This is a genomic window from Pseudomonas syringae pv. coryli str. NCPPB 4273, from assembly GCF_000972175.1.
Lineage (GTDB): Bacteria > Pseudomonadota > Gammaproteobacteria > Pseudomonadales > Pseudomonadaceae > Aquipseudomonas > Aquipseudomonas syringae.
The window spans coordinates 1-20792 of record NZ_AWQP01000085.1 but is presented as its reverse complement, the minus strand read 5'-3'; the positions used below and the strand labels follow the sequence as shown (position 1 = coordinate 20792).

The following is a 20792-nucleotide window of genomic DNA, read 5'->3' as shown; positions in this document are numbered from 1 at the left end:
ACGAAGGGCATTCCCACGATAGGCGCATGACTAGCCGTAACGCTTCTTCGCTTCGATGGCCAGGCCGCTGCCGATGCTGCCGAAGATGTTGCCTTCGACGTGGCGTGCGTTGGGCAGCATGTTCGAGACGCTGTTGCGCAGGGCCGGGATGCCGCTTGAACCGCCGGTGAAAAACACTGTGCTGACCTGTTCGACACTCACTCCCGCATCGTTCAGCAAGTTCGTCACGCTGTTGCGCACCCGCTCAAGCTGGGCATCGATGGCGGCTTCGAACATCACCCGGCTCAGGTCCACGCTCAGGCCGGCTTCCACTCGATCCATGAGCAGGTGACGGCTGTCGGCGTGAGTCAGCTGGATCTTGGTTTCTTCCACTTCCATGGCCAGCCAGTGCCCGGCGCGCTGTTCGATCAGTTTGAACAGGCGATCGATACCGCCAGTGTCTTCGATGTCGTAGCGCATGCTGCCCAGGGCCAGTTGCGATTTTTGCGAGTACACGGCGTTGATGGTGTGCCAGGTCGCCAGGTTCATGTGGTGGCTGGTCGGCATGTACGCACCGCTTTTCATGCGGCTGCCATAACCGAACAGCGGCATCACGCCTTGCAGGCTCAACTGCTTGTCGAAGTCGGTCCCGCCGATGTGCACGCCACCGGTGGCGAGGATGTCCTGCTGGCGATCATCGTGCTGGCGTCGCTCGGGCGACAGACGCACCAGCGAAAAGTCCGAGGTACCACCGCCGATGTCGACGATCAGCACCAGTTCTTCGTCCTGGATGGTGGACTCGTAATCGAACGCCGCAGCGATCGGTTCGAACTGGAATGACACGTCCTTGAAGCCGATCTTGCGTGCCACTTCAGCCAGCGTGTCTTCGGCTTCCTGATCGGCCTGGGCGTCGTCATCGACAAAATGCACCGGACGGCCCAGTACGACCTGCTCGAATTCGCGTCCGGCCGTTTGCTCCGCGCGCTTTTTCAGCTCGCCGATAAACAGGGCCAGCAAATCCTTGAAGGGCATCGCCGTGCCCAGCACGCTGGTGTCATGCTTGATCAGCTTCGAGCCCAGCAGGCTCTTGAGCGAGCGCATCAGGCGGCCTTCGTAGCCTTCCAGATACTCGTGCAGCGCCAGGCGGCCATACACCGGCCGGCGCTCTTCCATATTGAAGAACACCACCGAAGGCAGGGTAATCTTGTCGTCCTCCAGCGCGATCAACGATTCCATGCCGGGTCGTTGCCAGCCGACAGTGGAGTTGGACGTGCCGAAATCGATACCGCAGGCACGGGCCGGGGATTGGTCATTCATGTCTTTTACGTTCCAGTCAAAAAACGGCCGCGCAGTTTATGTCAGCGCGGGCAAATTGCGTAGCGCGACACGTCGCTTATATTTACCTGGCTGTATTTGCGGCCAAGGCTTGAACTGAAGCCTGTTACCCCCAATCTTGAAGGGATTCCCGGTAGACGCTGTTGTCGGACATTAGGGTGTCGAGCTATCGACCCGCCGACAAAAGCAGCTGGTCTATCTGTATATTTTTCGACGTTAGGTAATCCAGATGCCTCGTGACAGAGGGAGCTGGGCGCGTGACGCCAGCGTATCTGGCTTTGCCGGATAATTCGGATGGGTGATCGTTACATGGATTTCAAAGACTACTACAAGATACTTGCCGTGGAGCCGACGGCGGACGACAAGGCGATCAAGACCGCCTATCGCAAACTCGCGCGCAAGTATCACCCGGACGTCAGCAAGGAAGCAGGCGCCGAAGACAAGTTCAAGGAAGCGTCCGAAGCGTATGAGGTACTCAGCAGCCCTGAAAAGCGCGCCGAGTATGACGAACTGCGCAAATACGGTCGTCAGGGCCGTCCGTTCCAGACCCCGCCGGGCTGGCAAAGCCGTGCCGGCGCCGGGGCAGGCGGGTTCGAGGAAACGGCAGACTTCTCGGAGTTTTTCAGCTCCATTTTCGGTGGCCGGCCACAGCAGGGCGGGCGTACCCGCAACCCTGGGCGTACCGGTCAGGACGTAGAGATGGAGCTGGCGGTGTTCCTCGAAGAGACCCTTTCGGGGGAATCCAAGCAGGTCAGCTTCAAGGTGCCGCAGCACAGCCCCAACGGGCAGCGCATGAGCGACATCACCAAAACCCTGAACGTGAAGATTCCGGCCGGCGTGGTCGATGGCGAGCGTATTCGCCTGAAGGGGCAGGGCGCGCCGGGCGTGGGCGGTGGTGCCAATGGCGACTTGTACCTGATCATCCGCCTGGCCCCGCACCCGCTGTTTGAGGTCGAAGGCCATGATCTGGTCATCACCGTGCCACTGGCCCCCTGGGAAGCCGTGCTGGGTACCAAGGTTGCCGTGCCGACGCTGACCAGCAGGCTCAACCTGACCATCCGCCCGGACAGTCAGAACGGGCAGCGTCTGCGGATCAAGGGTAACGGCTTGATAAACAAGAGTGGCGAGCGCGGCGATCTTTACGCGCAGTTGAAAGTCGTCGTGCCCAAGCAAACCGACGAGGCTACCCGCGCGCTCTGGCAGAAACTGGCGGACAGTTCGTCGTTCGATCCCCGCGCGCAGTGGAAGGGTTGAGCGGAGCGGTCTTGCGATTCTGTCTTTTCTGCCTGGGCTGATGCGGCACCCGCATCAGCAGGCAGTCAGCCTCGGTCAGTTTTTCGGCAGCACCACATTGAAGGTCGTGCCCTCACCAATGGTCGAGGTCACAGTGATGCTGCCGCCGTGGGCGTTGACCACTTCCTTGACGATGAACAGGCCCAAGCCAAGGCTGGTCGACGTGCCGCGTGTTTCGCTGTTTTCCTCGGTGCTGCGCACCAGCGGATCGAAGATCGTCCCGATAGCGTCTTCGGCAATCGGTTTGCCTTCGTTGTGGACCACCAATATCACGGCTTTCTCGGCACCCGTGACAGTCACCGTTATCTCGTGACTGGCGGCACCATGCTGCAGGGCGTTGCCGATCAGGTTCTGCAACATCTGGCTGATCCGCCCGGCGTCCCAGTGACCCTTGGTGTTGCCTTCGATGTTCAGCACCGGCACAGAGTCCGGTCGCCCGGCGCAGGCTTCCTCGATGGCCTCGCGGCAGGCGCTGGCCAGGTCCATGTATTTACGCTCTACCGGCAGCCCCGCGCCCAGGCGGCTGCGCACGAACTCCAGCAGATCGCTGACCATCGAGCCCATATGGCGGGTGCTGGTCTGGATACGTGAAACATAGGACTGGGTCTTGTCGTCCAGCGTTATTTTGCGGGCCAGCAACTCGGTGGACATGCTGACGGCCTGCAGTGGCGCGCGCAGGTCGTGACCGAGAATGGCGAGAAAGATATCCCGTGAGCGCCCGACCCGCTCCGCATAGGCCGCAGTGGATTCTGCAAGCGCCTCGTCGATGGCTTCGTTGAAGCGAATCACGTCCTGAAAATCGGCCAGTTGCGGCGCTGCCAGGCTTTCTACCCAGAGGCGGATGACGCTGGCGCGCAGATGGCGAAACTCCGACGTCATCTGCACCAGATCAAAACCGACCTCATGGCGCAATTCGCCATGGCTGCTGGCTGCTTCGTCCAGGCTTGGCGTCTTGTTCAGCTCTTCGCCTCTGGCCTTGGCAATCTCCTCGCTTTTGCTCTGCGCGGTCTTCATGTCCCGTGCTGCGGCGAGCAAAATCGACCTGGCGTGATCCCGCAGCTCGGCCGTGGTCATCGTTTCTGCCGCCGGTTTCAGGGTTCTGGCGAAGTCTTCCCATTCATCGACGATGCGATCCACATGAATAACGATGAATTCGGAAAGGCGCATGGCCGGTTACCTTTGGAGGAGCGTGACGAAAGAATGGGCGCATATTACCTCCTTTGCATGACGCGACAAACAGGGCGTTTACTGTCATTTCTGTCAGTAGACGTGCTATTCGCTTCGTCCTATGTTTCCTCCGGGGATTATACGAACGGAGGGCCGGGACATGAGTGTCATTACGGTTACAGATGCAACCTTTCAACAGGAAGTTCTTGAAGCCAGCAAGACGAAGCCGGTCCTGGTCGAATTTTCTACCAGAGGTAAGGAAAACAAACAAAAACTGCCTAATGCCAGTGCAAAAATGGACGCTGTCATAGACGAACTGGCCGTCGCGTACGCCGAGAAAATCAAGTTCGTCAGGGTCGAGATCGAGTTGGGTCCGGACTTGAAGGACACTCTGAATCCGGTGACGTCGAATACGTATGCCATCAACCACGGTCCGACGACCGTGCTGATCAAAATGGCCGAAATAGTCGGTGGTTATGACAAGCAGTACGTAGAGGACACGCTGAAAGCGTTTGCCGGCATTGTTGATGAGGGAGAAATTTCATGATCAAGGCTGAATTATTAACGCTTGTCGAGGCGCGTATCACGCTGGCGGAGCAGGTACCGGCCGGCGCCAACGGTAAAACCAGTAACCGATACGATATGGCGAAAGGGAAACTCAGTGTTTTTCGCGTGCTGAAGCGTACCTTGCAAGGCAAGGCTACCGCAGAGGACCTGGGGACGCTGGACGCCATCAATGATACGTTGCAGGCATTGAAGATACTGGAGTCGGACGAGACATTTCTGAATCGCAAGGAAAAAACAGTTAAAGCAATAACCGTCTCGGATGACGATGATTTCAATAGCGAGTTCTCTAAAGCCAACCCTCTGGTGTTGGTCGAATTCAGCCGGCCCGGGGTCAATGAGTATAATGAACCTGACCACAGCACACGGACTGGAGCGATTCTCGACGAGCTTGCGCCCGAGTTCGAAGGCACGGTCGTGATGCTTCGGGTGCCGATGGACAGCTGTGCAGCGACAGTTCAACAGTACAATGTGACCGTCGCGCCGACTGTTATCTTTTTCAAGAACGGTGTAAAGCTTAAGGAAACCGCTGATTTTCATCTGAAGTCCTGGTACAGGACCGAAATCAAAAAGCTGGACCCCAAACAGTCAGTTTGAGCTGAAACATCCCAGGGCCTTCGCATACCGAAGGCCCTTTTTTGGGTTCAAAACAGAAAGTACCGCTGCGCCATCGGCAGCACGTCCGCAGGCTCGCACCACAGCAACACCCCATCGGCCTTGACCTGATAGGTCTGCGGGTCGACTTCGATGTCCGGCAGGTAATCGTTGTGGATCAGGTCTTTCTTCTGCACGGTACGGCAGCCTTTGACGACACCGATCTGCTTCTTCAGGCCCAGTGACTCCGGTACACCGGCGTCGAACGCTGCCTGGCTGATGAACGTCATGCTGGTGGCGTGCAGCGAACTGCCGTAGCTGGCGAACATCGGGCGGTAGTGAACCGGTTGCGGGGTCGGGATCGAAGCGTTGGCATCGCCCATCAGGCTGGCAGCGATGGCGCCGCCCTTGAGGATCAGGGTCGGTTTGACGCCAAAGAACGCCGGCCGCCACAGCACCAGATCCGCCCACTTGCCGACTTCGATGGAGCCCACTTCATGGCTGATGCCGTGGGTGATCGCCGGGTTGATGGTGTATTTGGCGATGTAACGTTTGGCGCGAAAGTTGTCGTTGCCCGGGCCATCCTGCGGCAGTGGACCACGCTGTTTCTTCATCTTGTCGGCGGTTTGCCAGGTGCGCATGATCACTTCGCCAACCCGGCCCATGGCCTGGCTGTCGGAACTGAGCATGGAAAAGGCGCCCAGGTCGTGAAGGATATCCTCGGCAGCGATGGTCTCGCGACGGATGCGGCTTTCCGCGAAAGCCACGTCTTCGGCGATGCTCGGGTCCAGGTGATGGCAGACCATGAGCATGTCCAGATGCTCGTCGATGGTGTTGCGGGTGAACGGACGCGTCGGGTTGGTCGAGCTCGGCAGCACGTTCGGCGAACCGCAGGCCTTGATGATGTCCGGCGCATGACCGCCACCGGCACCTTCGGTGTGATAAGTGTGAATCGTGCGGTTCTTGAACGCGGCCAGGGTGGTCTCGACAAAACCCGACTCGTTGAGGGTGTCGGTGTGGATCGCCACCTGCACGTCGTATTCGTCGGCCACGCTCAGGCAGTTGTCGATGGCCGCAGGCGTGGTGCCCCAGTCCTCGTGCAACTTCAGACCGATGGCGCCTGCCTTGACCTGTTCGATCAGCGGGCCGGGCAGGCTGACGTTGCCCTTGCCGGTGAAGCCGATGTTCATAGGGAACGAGTCCGAGGCCTGGAGCATGCGCGCCATGTGCCACGGGCCGGGTGTGACGGTGGTGGCATTGGTGCCTGTGGCCGGGCCGGTGCCGCCGCCGATCATGGTCGTCACGCCGCTCATCAGGGCTTCTTCGATCTGCTGCGGGCAGATGAAGTGGATGTGCGTATCGACGCCGCCGGCGGTAAGGATCATGCCTTCGCCGGCAATGACCTCGGTGGCTGCTCCGACTGCAATGGTCACGTCCGGCTGGATGTCCGGGTTGCCCGCCTTGCCAATGGCCGCGATACGCCCGTTCTTGATGCCGACGTCGGCCTTGACGATGCCCCAGTGATCGATGATCAGGGCATTGGTGATCAGCGTGTCGACTACGTCAGCGGCCAGCAACTGGCCCTGGCCCATGCCGTCACGAATGACCTTGCCGCCGCCGAACTTCACTTCTTCACCGTAGGTGGTGAAGTCCTTCTCGACCTCGATCCACAGCTCGGTATCGGCTAGGCGAACCTTGTCACCGACGGTGGGGCCGAACATGTCTGCGTAGGCTTGTCGGCTTATCTTCATCTCTCGTCCCTCGGATTCAGAGCGGCAAGCTGCAGGCCGCAAACTGTAATGTGTTCAAAGCGACAAGCTGCAAGCCGCAAGTCTTTAGTCGTCATATGCTTTTCTCTTGAAGCTTGAAGCTAAAGCTCCCCCATCACCCGACCGGCAAACCCGTAAACCTTGCGCAGGCCGGCCAGGTCCACCAGCTCGACTTCACGGGACTGGCCCGGTTCGAAGCGCACGGCGGTGCCGGCCGGAATGTTCAGGCGCATGCCACGGCTGGCGGCGCGGTCGAAGGTCAGTGCGTCGTTGGTTTCGAAAAAGTGGAAATGCGAGCCCACCTGAATCGGCCGGTCGCCGCTGTTGGCGACGGTCAGGCTGAGGGTGCGGCGTCCGGCGTTGAGTTCGATGTCGCCGGGCTGGATCTGGTATTGACCAGGGATCATGTCGGTTGCCCCAAGGTTTTGAAATAAATGGCGGTCGGCCGATAGCGACCGTCCGGTGTCGCGCAATAATCCGGCAGTTCACCGACACGGTGGTAGGCCAGCGCGCTGTAGAAGGCTTCAGCCGTCGAGCCAGCTTCGGTGTCCAGGTGCAACAACCCACGCTTGTGTTTCACGGCGGCCTGCTCAACGGCCTCCATCAATTGCCTGCCCAGGCCACGCCCGCGCGCCGCAGGCAGCACCATCAGTTTCTGTACTTCGGCGCGGTTCAGGCCATTGGGCTTCTGACACAGCGACAGTTGCGCACTGGCCAGGACGTTCTCGTTCTCGACCACCACCCACAGCAGCAGAGTGCCAGCGGCGACGTCGACTCTGAGCCCGTCACACCAGCCGTAGGCCTGCGCCATGTCGAGGTCGGCCATGAAACCGACCGACGCGCCATCATGAACCGTATCGAACAACAATTGCGCCAGACCCTGGCGGTAATGCGCGAAGCTTTCGGCGGTGACGCGGCGCAGCTGTGCTGGGTTCATGGCGTGCTCTCTAAAGGGCGGAAGGGGCTTGTGAAACCGGTGGCTGAGCACCGGGCGACAGGTCGAGCTGCATGAACGTCAGGTCCAGCCAGCGACCGAACTTGGTGCCGACCTGCGGCATTTGTCCGGTGGTCTTGAAACCCAGGCGATCATGCAGGGCGATGGACGCCGCGTTACCGCTTTCGATGGCCGCGACCATCATGTGCTTGTCACAGTCGCGGGCGCGCTCGATCAAAGCGGCCATCAGGCGCGGGCCCAGACGTTTGCCACGCTGGTCGGCGCGCACGTAGACCGAATGCTCGACCGTATGTCGAAACCCTTCGAACGGCCGCCAGTCGCCAAACGACGAATAGCCGAGCACGTCGCCTGCGCTGTCGACCGCGACCAGAATCGGATACGCCTGACTCTGGCGAGCTGCGTACCAGGCCTGGCGGTTGGCCAGATCAACCGGCTGCTCGTTCCAGATAGCCGTGGTGTTGAGCACTGCATCGTTGTAGATGTCCAGAATGCCCGGCAGATCGTCCGGCAGGGCATCGCGAATCACGTCCCGCATGATCACTCCTTCAGGCAATCGGCTGATGCACGGTGACGAGTTTGGTGCCGTCCGGAAAGGTGGCTTCCACCTGGATCTCCGGGATCATTTCCGCGATACCTTCCATGACCTGATCGCGGCTCAGCAGGGTCGTGCCGTAGTGCATGAGCTCAGCGACGGTCTGCCCGTCACGCGCACCTTCGAGCAGCGCCGCAGAAATATAGGCCATGGCTTCCGGGTAGTTGAGTTTCACGCCGCGCGCCAGACGCCGTTCGGCGACCAGTCCGGCGGTGAAGATCAGTAGCTTGTCTTTTTCGCGTGGTGTCAGGTCCATGGGGCTTCCGTTTGTTCAAACTCGGTGGTTGATCGTTCCCATGCTTGAGCCCTCATCGTTATGTATAAGTCTGTTTTGGGTTCTGGCCGAAGGCCGTGGGAGCGAACTTGTTCGCGAAGGGGCCGGTGTAGTCGCCGAACATGCAGCGCCTAAAACATTGTCTTCGCGAACAAGTTCGCTCCCACGACCTGCGGGCAGAAGCGCTAAAAGACCCGATTTTCGGGCTTTTCAGGACTTATGTATCGCGCTGAGTGCATCAGCGCCGAGGGTGTAGCCTGGAATGCATAGCGTCCAGTCATCAATCAGGTGTTCCAGATTCTTGGCGTTACCGCCTCGCGTCCCAGCAGGGCAGGGCGCAGTCGTTTCCACAGTTCTATCAGCCAGGCCCGGGCATGCAACGCTTCGTCTGCCAGACAGCGAGCGACCAGCAGACCGGGCAATTGAGTCAGGTCGCCGCGTACCGGGTTGGGCATCGACAGCGAACGGCAGGCCTCGAGCAGCTCGCTGCTCACTTCGCCGGTCATCAGCAGGGTGGCGAACACCGTTCTGCCGTCCAGGCCGATGGGCGAGTCCAGCAGCCCGTCGCCACCGATAATGCGTTGTCGCTCATGCCAGAGCAATGTGCCGTCGCGCCGGATATCCAGATGCGATTGAAAATGGCCGTGTTCGAAACGCTCGCCACTGGCCGGGCGGCCCAAAGCCACCACATCCCAGTAGCACAGCTTTGCATCACCGTGCAGCTCTATGCGGGTGCTCAGTTGTGCCTGGGCGTTGCTGAAGACGATGGTTTCCTGCGGCAGCCATTCCAGCGTCGCACCGGGCTGGACGTGCAGTTCCAGTTGCTGAAAGGCCGGGCTGGCGGCGCGATACCATTTGGCCGCGCCGGGGCTGGTCAACTGTGCCCACGCATCGGCCCCCACGGTGGCCGAGATATCCAGCCGGTCACCCCCGGCGATACCGCCCGGTGGATGAACGATGATGTGCTGGCACACCTCCGGTCCTTCGGCGTACAGATGCTTTTGCACCCGCAGCGGTCCTTTGTGGCGCCGCAGTGTCGGGCGTGTGCTGTCATCGAAACGGCCGTAACCCAATTCCAGCTCGGCGTGCCAGCTGGGGGTGAAGAGGGCGGTGTTGGCAGGCAGGTTCATGATGTCTTCATTGGCTTGTCGAATGCTGCACGATAACGGATTGACGCATCAAATGGTGACCAGACCACGAACGCCGTCGCTCTCCATGTTCTCGCCACGGCCCTGCTGGACGATCTCGCCCCGCGACATCACCAGGTACTGATCGGCCAGTTCCGCGGCGAAGTCGTAGAACTGCTCGACCAGCAGAATCGCCATGTCGCCACGCTCTGCGAGCTTTTTGATAACTACGCCGATTTCCTTGATCACTGAGGGCTGAATACCTTCGGTGGGCTCGTCGAGAATCAGCAGGCGCGGACGGCTCGCCAGTGCCCGGCCTATGGCCAGTTGCTGCTGCTGACCACCGGACAGATCGCCGCCGCGGCGGTGCTTCATTTGCAGCAGCACCGGGAACAACTCGTAGATGAAGGCCGGCACTTCCTTGGCCTCGGAGCCCGGAAAACGGGACAGGCCCATGAGCAGATTTTCCTCGACCGTCAGCCGGCCGAATATTTCCCGGCCCTGCGGCACGTAAGCAATCCCGGCATGTACCCGCTGATGCGTTTTTAACTGGGTGATGGTCTTGCCTTCCCACTGCACCGAACCTTCCTTCGATGGCAGCAGGCCCATCAGGACGCGCAAGAGTGTGGTCTTGCCCACGCCGTTGCGGCCCAGCAGGCAGGTGACTTCACCGACCTTCACATCAAACGACAGACCGCGAAGAATGTGGCTGCCGCCGTAATACTGATGAAGCTTTTCGACCTGGAGCATGGTGGGTCCTTTTTTGAGCTGCAAGCTACAAGTTTCAAGCGGCAAGAAAGAGCAGCATGCTGCCTTTGCTTCTAGCTTGCCGCTTGCAGCTAAAAGCTTGCAGCAGGGCGCTAGCGCCCTAAATACACTTCGATCACGCGTTCGTCGGCCTGTACGTCGTTCAGCGAGCCTTCAGCCAGTACGCTGCCCTGGTGCAGCACGGTGACATGGTCGGCAATCGAGCCGACGAAGCCCATGTCGTGCTCAACCACCATCAGCGAATGTTTACCGGCGAGGCTCTTGAACAGCTCGGCGGTGAATTCGGTTTCGGCATCGGTCATGCCCGCGACGGGCTCGTCGAGCAGCAGTAATTGCGGGTCCTGAACCAGCAGCATGCCGATCTCCAGAAACTGCTTCTGGCCGTGGGACAGCAAGCCCGCAGGGCGCTGCATCGAGCTGGTCAGGCGGATCGTTTCCAGCACCTCACCGATCCGGTCCTGTTGTTCGCCGCTCAACCGCGCACGCAAACTGGCCCACACCGATTTGTCGGTCTTCTGCGCCAGCTCGAGGTTTTCGAACACGCTCAAGGCCTCGAATACCGTGGGTTTCTGGAACTTGCGGCCGATGCCGGCCTGAGCGATCTGCACTTCGGTCATCTTCGTCAGGTCCAGCGTTTCACCGAACCAGGCCTTGCCGTGGCTGGGACGGGTCTTGCCGGTGATGACGTCCATCAGCGTGGTCTTGCCCGCGCCGTTGGGGCCGATGATGCAGCGCAGTTCGCCCACGCCGATGTACAGATTCAGATCGTTCAGGGCCTTGAAGCCGTCGAAGCTGACGCTGATGTCTTCCAGCGTCAGGATCGTGCCGTGGCGAGTGTTGAGGCCTTTGCCAGCGCTTTTGCCGAATCCCACTGCGTCGCGGCTGGTGCCAGCGTCGGAGTTTGGCGCCAGGATCGGTTCCAGCATGAAAGACGGGGTCGGAGTGGTTTTCATTGCTCGCTCCTTTTCTTCAGCATGCCGATCACGCCCTTGGGCAGATACAGCGTGACGATGATGAACAGCGCGCCAAGGAAGAACAGCCAGTATTCCGGGAAGGCCATGGTGAACCAGCTCTTCATGCCGTTCACCAGACCTGCGCCCAGCAGCGGGCCGATCAGCGTGCCGCGGCCACCCAAGGCTACCCACACAGCGGCTTCAATGGAGTTGGTCGGCGACATTTCGCTGGGGTTGATAATGCCGACCTGCGGCACATACAAGGCGCCAGCCAGACCGCACAGCACGGCGCTCAGGACCCAGACGAACAGTTTGAAGCCGCGCGGATCGTAACCGCAGAACATCAGGCGGTTTTCCGCATCGCGCAGCGCGGTCAGCACGCGGCCGAACTTGCTCTGCGCCAGGCGCCAGCCGATGTACAGGCTGGCCACCAGCAATGCGACCGTGGCCAGAAACAGCGCGGCTCTGGTCCCTTGTGAACTGATGCTGAAGCCCAGAATACTGCGGAAGTTGGTGAACCCGTTGTTGCCGCCAAAGCCGGTCTCGTTGCGAAAGAACAGCAGCATGCCGGCGAAGGTCAGCGCCTGGGTCATGATCGAAAAGTACACGCCCTTGATCCGCGAGCGGAAGGCGAAGAAGCCGAAGACCAGCGCCAGCAGTCCCGGTGCCAGGACCACCAGGCACATCGCCCAGAGGAAATGGTCGGTACCCGCCCAGTACCACGGCAGCTCGGTCCACGACAGGAAGGTCATGAAGGCCGGCAGACCATCGCCCGCGGCCTGGCGCATCAGGTACATGCCCATTGCATAACCGCCCAGGGCGAAGAACAGGCCGTGGCCCAGCGACAGCAGCCCGGCGTAGCCCCAGACCAGGTCCAGCGCCAGCGCGACGATGGCATAGCAGAGGATCTTGCCCACCAGGGTCAGTGTGTAGGCCGAGACCTGAAAGCTGTTATCGGCAGGCAGCAGCGACAGCAGCGGCAGTGCCAGCAGCACCGCCAGTATTAAGGAGCCTGCGGTCAGCGTGCCTCTGGGCCCGACTTTTTGCGCGGCAGTGACTATCAATGGCTGGCTCATCAGTCGATCACCCGTCCTTTCAGTGCGAAGAGGCCTTGCGGACGTTTCTGGATAAACAGAATGATCAGCGCCAGGATCAGGATCTTGCCCAACACGGCGCCGATTTGCGGTTCGAGAATCTTGTTGGCGATGCCCAGCCCGAAGGCCGCCATCACGCTACCGGCCAGTTGCCCGACACCGCCGAGCACGACCACCAGGAACGAATCAATGATGTAGCTTTGCCCAAGATCAGGGCCCACGTTGCCGATCTGGCTCAGGGCAACACCCCCCAGACCAGCGATACCCGAGCCCAGACCGAAGGCCATCATGTCGATGCGCCCGGTCGGTACGCCGCAGCAGGCGGCCATGTTGCGGTTCTGGGTGACGGCGCGCACGTTCAGGCCCAGGCGGGTCTTGTTCAGCAGCAGCCAGGTCAGCACCACCACGAACAGCGCGAAGGCGATGATCACGATTCGGTTGTAAGGCAGCACCAGATTAGGCAGCACCTGAATGCCACCCGACAGCCATTGCGGGTTGGCGACTTCGACGTTCTGCGCGCCGAAGGCCAGACGCACGGCCTGAATCAGCATCAGGCTGATGCCCCAGGTCGCAAGCAGGGTTTCCAGTGGGCGGCCATACAGGTGACGAATGACCGTACGCTCCAGGGCCATGCCGATCGCGGCGGTGACAAAGAACGCCACCGGCAACGCGATCAGCGGGTAGTACTCGATGGCCCCCGGTGCGTAGCGCTGCAGCATCAGTTGCACGACGTAGGTGGAGTAGGCCCCCAGCATCAGCATCTCGCCGTGGGCCATGTTGATTACGCCCAGCAGGCCGAAGGTGATCGCCAGACCCAGCGCCGCCAGCAACAGGATCGAGCCCAGTGACATGCCGCTGAACGCCTGGCCGAGGATTTCACCGATCATCAGCTTGCGCTTGACCTGCGCCAGGCTGGTTTCAGCCGCCACGCGTACCGAAGCGTCGGTTTCCACGCCGGGTGCCAGCAATGATTCAAGGCGGGTACGCGCCAGCGGGTCACCGGTTTCGCCCAGCAGTCGCACGGCAGCCAGACGTACTGTCGGGCTGGAATCGACCATTTGCAGGTTGGCCAGCGCCAGGGTCAGCGCGCTTTTGACGCTGGAATCGGATTCGCTGGCCACGCGTTCGGTCAGCAACTCGAGTTGTGCAGGGCGCGCGCTTTTTTGCAATTGCAGGGCGGCGGCCATGCGCAGTCGTGTATCGGCTGCCAGCAGCTGATGGCTGGCCAGCGCCGTTTCAACCAGGCCTCGCAGCCGGTTGTTCAAGCGCAATTTACGCGGTTCGTCAGGCGTTGGCGCATCGGCGGCGGCAGGGGCCTGTGCATCGACGGCCACGTATTGATCGTTGTTTTCGATCCAGGCACGCTTGCTGCTGTCGGCACCCACACGGCCATCGCGCAAGGCTTCGAGCAGCTCGACACGTTCCGGCACAGGCCTGGCGGCCCAGGCTTCCAGCAGCTCTGCCTGTTGCGAAGAACTGGCTGCGACAAAGTCACTGGCATCACCGGCCTGGGCAGCCAAAGGCAGCAGCAGGCTGATGGTGAGGGTCAAGCGGTAAAAATAAGAAGGCATATCAATATGGCCTTGATTCAGTATGGCGTCGTCTACTCTTGAGACGGTCCTTCACGCCCTTCGCCAAGCGTCACATGCGGGGGCTGTTTTTGATTCTGGCCGAAGGCCGTAGGAGCGACCGGGGCGGATCGCCGCCCCGGTCGCTCCTACGCCCTGTGGGCAGAAGCTTTGAAACCCCGGACTTCGCGGGCTTCAGGACCTGTCTATAACGCTTGGCGCTGGAGCGTGGGAACGATCAAGCAGCGTTGATCCGTCAGTTGCTCTTCGCCGGGGTGTCCGGCTTCTTGTCGTTGCCAGGGATGTACGGGCTCCATGGCTGGGCGCGGATCGGCTCTTTGGTCTGCCAGACGACGCTGAACTGACCATCGTCCTGGATTTCGCCGATCATCACGGGCTTGTGCAAGTGGTGGTTGGTCTTGTCCATGGTCAGGGTAAAGCCCGACGGCGCTGCGAACGTTTGGCCGGCCATGGCTTCACGGACCTTGTCCACGTCGGTGGATTTGGCTTTCTCGACCGCCTGCGCCCACATGTGAATGCCGACATACGTGGCTTCCATCGGGTCGTTGGTCACAGCCTTGTCAGCGCCTGGCAGGTTTTTCTTTTTGGCGTAGGCCGTCCAGTCAGCCACGAACTTCTTGTTGACCGGGTTTTCCACCGACTGGAAGTAGTTCCAGGCGGCCAGATGGCCTACCAGTGGCTTGGTGTCGATGCCGCGCAGTTCTTCTTCGCCTACCGAGAAGGCCACAACCGGTACGTCGGTAGCGTTCAGGCCCTGGTTGGCCAGTTCCTTGTAGAACGGCACGTTGGAGTCGCCGTTGACGGTGGAGATAACGGCCGTCTTGCCACCCGCGGAGAACTTCTTGATGTTGGCCACGATGGTTTGATAATCGGAGTGACCGAACGGGGTGTAGACCTCTTCGATATCGGTATCTTTCACGCCTTTGGAATGCAGGAAGGCGCGCAGAATCTTGTTGGTGGTACGCGGGTAGACATAATCGGTGCCGAGCAGGAAGAAGCGTTTGGCCGAACCGCCATCTTCACTCATGACATATTCGACGGCAGGGATGGCCTGCTGGTTAGGCGCGGCGCCGGTGTAGAAAACATTGGGCGACATCTCTTCGCCTTCGTACTGCACCGGGTAGAACAGCAGCCCGTTGAGTTCTTCGAAAACCGGCAGCACCGATTTGCGCGACACCGATGTCCAGCAGCCGAAGACCACGGCGACCTTGTCCTGGGTCAGCAACTGACGGCCTTTTTCCGCGAACAGCGGCCAGTTGGAGGCCGGATCGACGACGACCGGTTCCAGCATCTTGCCGTTGACGCCGCCTTTGGCGTTGATCTCGTCGATGGTCATCAAGGCCATGTCCTTGAGCGACGTCTCGGAGATGGCCATGGTGCCGGACAACGAATGCAGAATGCCGACCTTGATGGTCTCGGCAGCCTGAACGGTCCAGGTCAGCCCCATGGCGGCGATGGATGCGGACAGGGTAAAGGCTTTGATCAGGCTGCGACGCTTCATTGACTGGCTCCCTTAGTACATTGTTTGAGGTTTGGCGGCGGTGCATTTCGTTGCTCTTCCAAGCTTTAGCAAGGTCTGGGCCAATGTAGGAACGTCGCAAAATGGAACGAATGTGTCGCGGTTCGGGGAGGGTGTGCACCAAGGTGGAACCCGGCTTTGCCCCGCGGGCGCTGCGGGCTCTGCAATGGTGCAAGGCTGCTTCGCAGGAGCGCCGGCCAGGAACGGCCGGCTTTCCAGATCACTCGCTTGCGGGTTTCAGACCCAGAGTTCCTGTTCTCCGGTATAGAGATCGTAGGTCTGATCGACCAGTTGTTCGGGCGCATCGAACCAGGCAAACAGCTGCCCGTTGATCCGTTTGGTCGCGCCCAGTTGCACGCACGTGCCTGGCGGGATTGCCACGTGGTCGCCAAGAAAACCGGTGAACATGTTCTTCTTGGGCACCGCTGGTGCAAAGATGAAGAACACCGGGTGGTTTTCGGCATTGGCGTTGCGACTCACGAACCCGTCCTGGCTCCATCTGGAGGCATTGGCTCGCGACACCGATGCAGACTGCACGCCGTTGTCGGTAAACACCGAACCCACCTCGCGCTCAAGGCAGGCCACCCCGTCGCTGGACACATAGGTGGCGCGAAAGGCAGTGCCTTCCCACGCCTTGAGTTTATGGAACTGACGTAAAAACCTGCGCGTGGTGGCGTTGCGCACGCCGCTTCGCAGCAGCGGGTTGATGTCCGTTGAACCGCTTTCCACATAGGCGACTATTTCGGAATAGTTCTCTGCGTTGGATGTCTGGGCCAGCGCCAGGTAATCGCTCTCGAACTTCAGGCGTTCGGTGCTACTGGCTTCCTCCAGAGAGGCCGGCCAGAGAGTGGTCAGGCTGGCCAGCCGGGATTGGGCATTGCGGATTGCCGTCTTGCTCATGCGCGGTATCTGTTTGCCGACGACTTTCCAGGTGCCGCTGGTGCTGCGCAGGGCAAACTCCTGCTCGTGCACCAGTTGCGTTGCATCCATCGGGTTGACCCGATAAAGGCGTGAGTGACCGAACATGTTGGCCCGTCGGCTCAGAAAACAGGTCTGGCCTTCTACTTTAATGGCAACGAAGCGTTTGGGGTCCATGGCGACGATCAGTTTCGAGTTTGCAAAACGCGGGGCCTTGGAGTGCGACAGGAGGTAGCCGATCTGTACCTGACCGTCATGGCCTACCCTGCGTATCAGGTGCGGGCGTCTTGGCTTTTTTGTCGCGTTGACTGCCGGTTTCAGGGCCAGCGCCAGGTGGCCGACCAAGGCGATGGCCAGATAGCTGATGGCGCTCAGGAACTCTTCGGCAGCACCTTCCAGATCGTTCTCATCGATTTTTGAAAAGGCACTCCAGGTCTTGTACAGGCCTACCCCCAACGAGACAGGCAGCATGATCGGATCAGGCAAAAACAGAATCGCAATGCCGGCGATCAGGTCGAATCCCCGGGCCGATTGCCCCCTGCCGGTTGCCTGACTCATCTGCCGTTTGGCTTCGTTGATCAACTGATCAATCTTGGTCTCGTGACTTTCCTCATAAATGTCCTTGCTCTGTGTGACAAACACGACCGGGCGCAGCAGCCTGGGCGGGATAGGTACAAGCGTGAGTTGAGTCAATACCTCTGGCGGGCGCCAATGCTTCGCTTGCTTTTCGTATTGCATGGCACGCAGTGTCTCGAGGCGCCTGGAAAGCGGTATTTGCTCAAGCAGATACCGCTGGAACGGCGCCTCCTCCAGAAAGCTGGTGGTGAGATGAAACATGCTGTAGAACCAGCGGAAAACGATGCCGTCCGGAGCATCCAGGGTGCACAGTACCAAGGGGCCCTTTTCGAATTTTGCGGCGGGGGCAATCAACATGACATTGGTCATCTTGAATTGATTGACGCTGAAAAACCTGACCTCTATGGCTTCGCCGTTAACGGTCGGACGTCCTTGCGGCGCGGGGGAGTCCAGCACTGCCTTGATCCACTCGCGGCCTGACGGTGAAAAAGTCTGCTGCTCCAGCTCCAGCAGCACCATCTTCATCTGCGCTTCCAGCATGGCCTTTTGCAATCTTTTCAGCTGCTGTGCGTAGGCCGAGGTCCTCAGATGAAGGTCGAGGTAATCACTGAGATGCCGCGGGTCCTCTATGGCCTCTACCAGCGCCTTGATCGCTGACTTTTCCAGTTGAGTGATGACGGCACCGGTGTCATCGACAGCCCGGACTACCAGTGCGTCCTCGACCAGAATACGGTGAGCACGGTCATGCGCCAATTGCCTGAGTGATACCTGCAGAGTACTGGTTGCCGGTGGCACGGGGGCGCCGGTAATCTCCTGCACTTCAGTGCCTACACGGTACGTCATTGACAGCGTGATGCGTTCTGCTGCCGTCGGGATGGACGAGCGTTTCAGCATGTCATCCAGTTGCTTGTCGATATAGCGCGTGAGGTAGGTGCGGCTGTCGTTCTCCGGCTGGTCGAAGTTATCCTTGCTGGCTTGCCGGATGCTGACGATCGATTCACCAAACCGTTGTGCCTGATCCAGCCATTCCTGGTGTTGCGATGGCGTCATGGTTTTCCACCATTCAGGCATCTGGCTCTGAATCAGATCGGCATCCAGTCTGTCGAGCCGCCAGTGGTTGTCGAAATAAACATCCGATCCCGGCAGATGGGTCAATGATTGCTCGAAACAAATCTCGTCCATGCGTTGAGCGCGAGCGAGTTGTACGGCCTGTGCAAAAATTGACTGCTGTCTGACGACCAGACCTGCATGCAGCAGGCTCAGGAAGTCGCCCTCCATCAGGGTGTACTGCCATTGCAGCCCGTTGGCGTTGAAGTCGATCTGCTTCACCTGTTCAGTTCCCAGGCTTTGCCCGTATTCGAGAACTGCTGCCCTCTTGATCAGGGTTTCGTGCAGTTGCTTCAAGGACGCAAATGCCTGCAGCCCTTCGTGGGGCGTGAACAGCAGGACATCTTCACGTTCTTCTTCGTCGATCTGTACCGGTTCGTCACGCAGACGTCGGGCAATGACAAACGCACCGTAAAGCGACACCGGAGGATTCTCACCGGTACGCGCCGAGAGGCTGTACACGCTGTGCGCTTGAATATCCGCCATGTTTTCGGCCAGGCTGGTGTCGCATGGGCGCAGTGCTTGCGAAAGCAGGCTGTAGTGGTTGGTGGTCATTGTTCCCAGCGCGATGAGCACTACGCACTCGGCTTTCAGGCACTCGATCTGTTCGGCGATGAACTGACTGCGCCGGGTTTCGCCGCCATCGGGGGCTGCGCTCCAGTAGTCTGCCAGTTTCTGGCGGTAGAACGGTTCCAGTTGCTGGCTGATCTGATTGTAAAACAGGGTCGTGGCCGCGCCGTCCAGCAGCGGGATGGCGGGCGTTTGTGACGTGGAGGAGGGCGATGGGTAGAGCCCTTGTACGTCGCTGTGGGCCCAGTTCAGATGACCGGTGAAATACTCGACCACACTGGATATCAGTGGGGCATTGATGATATTCCCGCCGTCGTCTGAAGCTGCCTGGCTGTCCCGGTAGCTCAGCGATGTGGTCTGAACATCCAGCCCGGGTATGAGGCGGTGCAGCAGATCGCGGGCCAGTTCCTGCGTAACCTGGCTGAAAGCGGGCGGGTAGGTATCGCTGGCAGTTGGGTTGTCTGGCAGTGGGAGTGATGCGGTGAGCGGTAGGTTCATGGTGCTGATTCGTCTGCATGATGGATGATCCACTCAAGGCGTTGGCCGAGCGGTTCATTTCATATAGTCAGGCTTGAAGGCACGCGGGTATCGGCCAGCGCAGTTCGAGGACTGCAGCATCGGCTGTCTGATCGGTAGGAAGTATCGGAAACGCGCGAGATTGAGGCAAGGGCGGGGCCTGAAACCGGGTATGAGGAGGAATCCATCACAACGCCACTCAGTGGTTTCAGGCCCCGCAGTGAGCAATCTAAGCTGTTGCCGCTGTTTTGGCAAAGCGCGAAAGCACTATTCGATCAAGCGCCCGGACAATCAGCATCTGACCTGCGTGCCAGGTGTGTCGCCGCATCAGGGATAATGAGGATATTCAGCTCCCGGCCCTGCTCGTGAAGGCTACTCAGTGCTGGTGTTCCGGAGCCTGTTTTTGCACCACGACCTGTACCTCCACATCCCCCGCCTTTTCGAAATGCAGAGTCATCGGGAAGTGCTGGCCGACCACCAGCTTCGAGCGGTCCTTGATGTCCAGCAACATCACGTGCCAGGCCATGGGGGCGAAAGCCACCTTCGCGCCAGCCGGTATGTCGACCGCCTGCACGTGCTGCATCTTCATCAGCCCGTCGGCATGTACATGCTCATGCAACTGCGCCTGCCCGGCGATGGGCGTGTCGACGCTAATCAGCCGGTCGGCGCTGTCACCCTTGTTCTCAATGGTGAAATACGCCGCCACCGTCGGTGCATTGGGCGGTAGCTCCATCGACCACGGATGGCCAATCAGCAATGACCCTGCCTTGTACTCATGGGCGTGGACGAGGCTGGCTGGCAGCAGCAGTGCGGCCAGCAGCAATGCTTTTTTGAGCATGGGGAGATTCTCCGGGGATTCGATGAAGGAGTGAAAGGTAGCTCAATTGGGCATCCGAAACACTTGGGCAAACCTTTGAGCACTGCTGAGTGAGCCCGTTTCGTACAGTCGTTCCCCGGCATGCAGCCATTGGGTGATTAGGATGAATGAAAGGGCACAGTCACATCGTTTGCGCTTGGGGCGATTCTCCGGTACGGGCCAAATGTATTTAGTCACCGCAAAAACATTCCAGAGAAATCCTGTTTTTTCCGATTGGCGCATGGGTCGTCTGCTGGTTGATGAACTTCGATACGTTGAAGAGCAGCAACTGGCCGATTCATTAGCCTGGGTGGTAATGCCCGACCACATTCACTGGCTGCTGCAGTTGAATAGTCACTCATTATCCAGCGTTGTACAGCGCGTCAAATCGAAAAGCGCGATCGCCATAAACAGAGCCAGAGGCTGCAGTGGACCTTTTTGGCAAAGCGGGTTCCACGACGTCAGCATCCGTACTGAAGAAAGCCTTTTGGATTTTGCCCGTTATATCGTTGCCAATCCTGTTCGAGCCGACCTAGTCAAAAGCGTGCGCGATTATCCCTTATGGGACGCAATTTGGCTGTGAAAAACCGGCCTCTTCGTGAGCAAGCTCACTCCCACAGGTCCGAGGTGTTTTCAAGCTATGTGGCTTATTTCCGCAGGCTCGGGGTATTTCGAGC

General features: G+C 59.6%; 19 protein-coding genes. 4 read left to right on the top strand and 15 right to left on the bottom strand.

Going from position 1 to position 20792, the window contains the following annotated elements; translation table 11 throughout:
* Positions 1 to 30: 30 nt before the first annotated feature.
* Positions 31 to 1296 (bottom strand): Hsp70 family protein, encoded by a 1266-nt coding sequence (locus tag P406_RS26605; RefSeq protein ID WP_003347909.1) that lies wholly within the window; start codon positions 1294 to 1296, stop codon positions 31 to 33.
* 327 nt (positions 1297 to 1623) lie between these two features.
* Here P406_RS26605 and cbpA point away from each other — a divergent pair, with 327 nt between their 5' ends.
* The gene (gene cbpA / locus P406_RS26600) at positions 1624 to 2568 is read left to right on the top strand and encodes a curved DNA-binding protein (RefSeq protein WP_046237851.1); all 945 of its coding nucleotides are present in this window, start codon (positions 1624 to 1626) and stop codon (positions 2566 to 2568) included.
* A gap of 75 nt (positions 2569 to 2643) precedes the next feature.
* On the opposite strand, the gene P406_RS26595 is transcribed toward cbpA, so the two are convergent.
* On the bottom strand, positions 2644 to 3774 hold the full coding sequence (locus P406_RS26595) for a sensor histidine kinase (RefSeq protein ID WP_003419477.1): 1131 nt from the start codon (positions 3772 to 3774) through the stop codon (positions 2644 to 2646).
* A gap of 160 nt (positions 3775 to 3934) precedes the next feature.
* Between P406_RS26595 and P406_RS26590 the strand changes: the two genes are divergently transcribed.
* Both P406_RS26590 and P406_RS29530 read left to right on the top strand, forming a co-directional pair.
* Entirely contained in the window at positions 3935 to 4321 is a 387-nt protein-coding gene (locus P406_RS26590) for a thioredoxin family protein (protein WP_052735663.1), read from the top strand.
* Entirely contained in the window at positions 4318 to 4935 is a 618-nt protein-coding gene (locus P406_RS29530) for a thioredoxin family protein (RefSeq protein WP_046237848.1), read from the top strand. Before P406_RS26590 ends, P406_RS29530 begins: the two co-directional genes overlap by 4 nt.
* A gap of 47 nt (positions 4936 to 4982) precedes the next feature.
* Here the strand turns inward: P406_RS29530 and ureC are convergent, their stop codons facing one another.
* The 13 genes from ureC to P406_RS26520 form a co-directional block, all read right to left on the bottom strand.
* Positions 4983 to 6683: an urease subunit alpha gene (gene ureC / locus P406_RS26580; protein ID WP_003419475.1), complete on the bottom strand. Its 1701-nt coding sequence runs from the start codon at positions 6681 to 6683 to the stop codon at positions 4983 to 4985.
* Between the two features lie 119 nt (positions 6684 to 6802).
* On the bottom strand, positions 6803 to 7108 hold the full coding sequence (locus P406_RS26575; RefSeq protein WP_003391866.1) for an urease subunit beta: 306 nt from the start codon (positions 7106 to 7108) through the stop codon (positions 6803 to 6805).
* Positions 7105 to 7638, bottom strand: a complete 534-nt coding sequence (locus P406_RS26570; RefSeq protein ID WP_003419474.1) for a GNAT family N-acetyltransferase — start codon at positions 7636 to 7638, stop codon at positions 7105 to 7107. The genes P406_RS26575 and P406_RS26570 overlap by 4 nt, the downstream gene beginning before the upstream one ends.
* 10 nt (positions 7639 to 7648) lie before the next feature.
* The gene (locus P406_RS26565) at positions 7649 to 8191 is read right to left on the bottom strand and encodes a GNAT family N-acetyltransferase (RefSeq protein WP_046237847.1); all 543 of its coding nucleotides are present in this window, start codon (positions 8189 to 8191) and stop codon (positions 7649 to 7651) included.
* 10 nt (positions 8192 to 8201) lie between these two features.
* Positions 8202 to 8504, bottom strand: a complete 303-nt coding sequence (ureA, locus tag P406_RS26560; protein ID WP_003317023.1) for an urease subunit gamma — start codon at positions 8502 to 8504, stop codon at positions 8202 to 8204.
* 302 nt (positions 8505 to 8806) lie between these two features.
* Positions 8807 to 9652, bottom strand: a complete 846-nt coding sequence (locus P406_RS26555; protein ID WP_046237846.1) for an urease accessory protein UreD — start codon at positions 9650 to 9652, stop codon at positions 8807 to 8809.
* A 48-nt stretch (positions 9653 to 9700) separates the two neighbouring features.
* A complete protein-coding gene (urtE, locus tag P406_RS26550; RefSeq protein WP_046237845.1) occupies positions 9701 to 10399 on the bottom strand; it encodes an urea ABC transporter ATP-binding subunit UrtE in 699 nt (232 codons plus the stop codon).
* Between the two features lie 110 nt (positions 10400 to 10509).
* Positions 10510 to 11370: an urea ABC transporter ATP-binding protein UrtD gene (gene urtD, locus P406_RS26545; RefSeq protein ID WP_003419455.1), complete on the bottom strand. Its 861-nt coding sequence runs from the start codon at positions 11368 to 11370 to the stop codon at positions 10510 to 10512.
* Complete coding sequence (urtC, locus tag P406_RS26540; protein WP_046237844.1) at positions 11367 to 12446, bottom strand: urea ABC transporter permease subunit UrtC; 1080 nt, start codon at positions 12444 to 12446, stop codon at positions 11367 to 11369. The genes urtD and urtC overlap by 4 nt, the downstream gene beginning before the upstream one ends.
* Positions 12446 to 14035 (bottom strand): urea ABC transporter permease subunit UrtB, encoded by a 1590-nt coding sequence (urtB, locus tag P406_RS26535; protein WP_046237843.1) that lies wholly within the window; start codon positions 14033 to 14035, stop codon positions 12446 to 12448. Before urtB ends, urtC begins: the two co-directional genes overlap by 1 nt.
* Before the next feature lie 253 nt (positions 14036 to 14288).
* Positions 14289 to 15554 carry an urea ABC transporter substrate-binding protein gene (gene urtA, locus P406_RS26530; protein WP_046237842.1) on the bottom strand — a complete coding sequence of 422 codons (1266 nt, stop codon included), beginning with the start codon at positions 15552 to 15554 and terminating at the stop codon, positions 14289 to 14291.
* Between the two features lie 255 nt (positions 15555 to 15809).
* A complete protein-coding gene (locus P406_RS26525; protein ID WP_046237841.1) occupies positions 15810 to 19241 on the bottom strand; it encodes a dermonecrotic toxin domain-containing protein in 3432 nt (1143 codons plus the stop codon).
* A 394-nt stretch (positions 19242 to 19635) separates the two neighbouring features.
* On the bottom strand, positions 19636 to 20097 hold the full coding sequence (locus P406_RS26520) for a copper chaperone PCu(A)C (RefSeq protein ID WP_046237840.1): 462 nt from the start codon (positions 20095 to 20097) through the stop codon (positions 19636 to 19638).
* A gap of 142 nt (positions 20098 to 20239) precedes the next feature.
* Between P406_RS26520 and P406_RS26515 the strand changes: the two genes are divergently transcribed.
* On the top strand, positions 20240 to 20698 hold the full coding sequence (locus P406_RS26515) for an REP-associated tyrosine transposase (protein WP_046237849.1): 459 nt from the start codon (positions 20240 to 20242) through the stop codon (positions 20696 to 20698).
* Positions 20699 to 20792: the final 94 nt, after the last annotated feature.

Excerpts from the sequence above, each read along its gene's own strand:
- P406_RS26605 (WP_003347909.1), bottom strand. The coding sequence starts at position 1,296 with ATGAATGACCAATCCCCGGCCCGTGCCTGCGGTATCGATTTCGGCACG.
- cbpA (WP_046237851.1), top strand. The coding sequence starts at position 1,624 with ATGGATTTCAAAGACTACTACAAGATACTTGCCGTGGAGCCGACGGCG.
- P406_RS26595 (WP_003419477.1), bottom strand. The coding sequence starts at position 3,774 with ATGCGCCTTTCCGAATTCATCGTTATTCATGTGGATCGCATCGTCGAT.
- P406_RS26590 (WP_052735663.1), top strand. The coding sequence starts at position 3,935 with ATGAGTGTCATTACGGTTACAGATGCAACCTTTCAACAGGAAGTTCTT.
- P406_RS29530 (WP_046237848.1), top strand. The coding sequence starts at position 4,318 with ATGATCAAGGCTGAATTATTAACGCTTGTCGAGGCGCGTATCACGCTG.
- ureC (WP_003419475.1), bottom strand. The coding sequence starts at position 6,683 with ATGAAGATAAGCCGACAAGCCTACGCAGACATGTTCGGCCCCACCGTC.
- P406_RS26575 (WP_003391866.1), bottom strand. The coding sequence starts at position 7,108 with ATGATCCCTGGTCAATACCAGATCCAGCCCGGCGACATCGAACTCAAC.
- P406_RS26570 (WP_003419474.1), bottom strand. The coding sequence starts at position 7,638 with ATGAACCCAGCACAGCTGCGCCGCGTCACCGCCGAAAGCTTCGCGCAT.
- P406_RS26565 (WP_046237847.1), bottom strand. The coding sequence starts at position 8,191 with ATGCGGGACGTGATTCGCGATGCCCTGCCGGACGATCTGCCGGGCATT.
- ureA (WP_003317023.1), bottom strand. The coding sequence starts at position 8,504 with ATGGACCTGACACCACGCGAAAAAGACAAGCTACTGATCTTCACCGCC.
- P406_RS26555 (WP_046237846.1), bottom strand. The coding sequence starts at position 9,652 with ATGAACCTGCCTGCCAACACCGCCCTCTTCACCCCCAGCTGGCACGCC.
- urtE (WP_046237845.1), bottom strand. The coding sequence starts at position 10,399 with ATGCTCCAGGTCGAAAAGCTTCATCAGTATTACGGCGGCAGCCACATT.
- urtD (WP_003419455.1), bottom strand. The coding sequence starts at position 11,370 with ATGAAAACCACTCCGACCCCGTCTTTCATGCTGGAACCGATCCTGGCG.
- urtC (WP_046237844.1), bottom strand. The coding sequence starts at position 12,446 with ATGAGCCAGCCATTGATAGTCACTGCCGCGCAAAAAGTCGGGCCCAGA.
- urtB (WP_046237843.1), bottom strand. The coding sequence starts at position 14,035 with ATGCCTTCTTATTTTTACCGCTTGACCCTCACCATCAGCCTGCTGCTG.
- urtA (WP_046237842.1), bottom strand. The coding sequence starts at position 15,554 with ATGAAGCGTCGCAGCCTGATCAAAGCCTTTACCCTGTCCGCATCCATC.
- P406_RS26525 (WP_046237841.1), bottom strand. The coding sequence starts at position 19,241 with ATGAACCTACCGCTCACCGCATCACTCCCACTGCCAGACAACCCAACT.
- P406_RS26520 (WP_046237840.1), bottom strand. The coding sequence starts at position 20,097 with ATGCTCAAAAAAGCATTGCTGCTGGCCGCACTGCTGCTGCCAGCCAGC.
- P406_RS26515 (WP_046237849.1), top strand. The coding sequence starts at position 20,240 with ATGAATGAAAGGGCACAGTCACATCGTTTGCGCTTGGGGCGATTCTCC.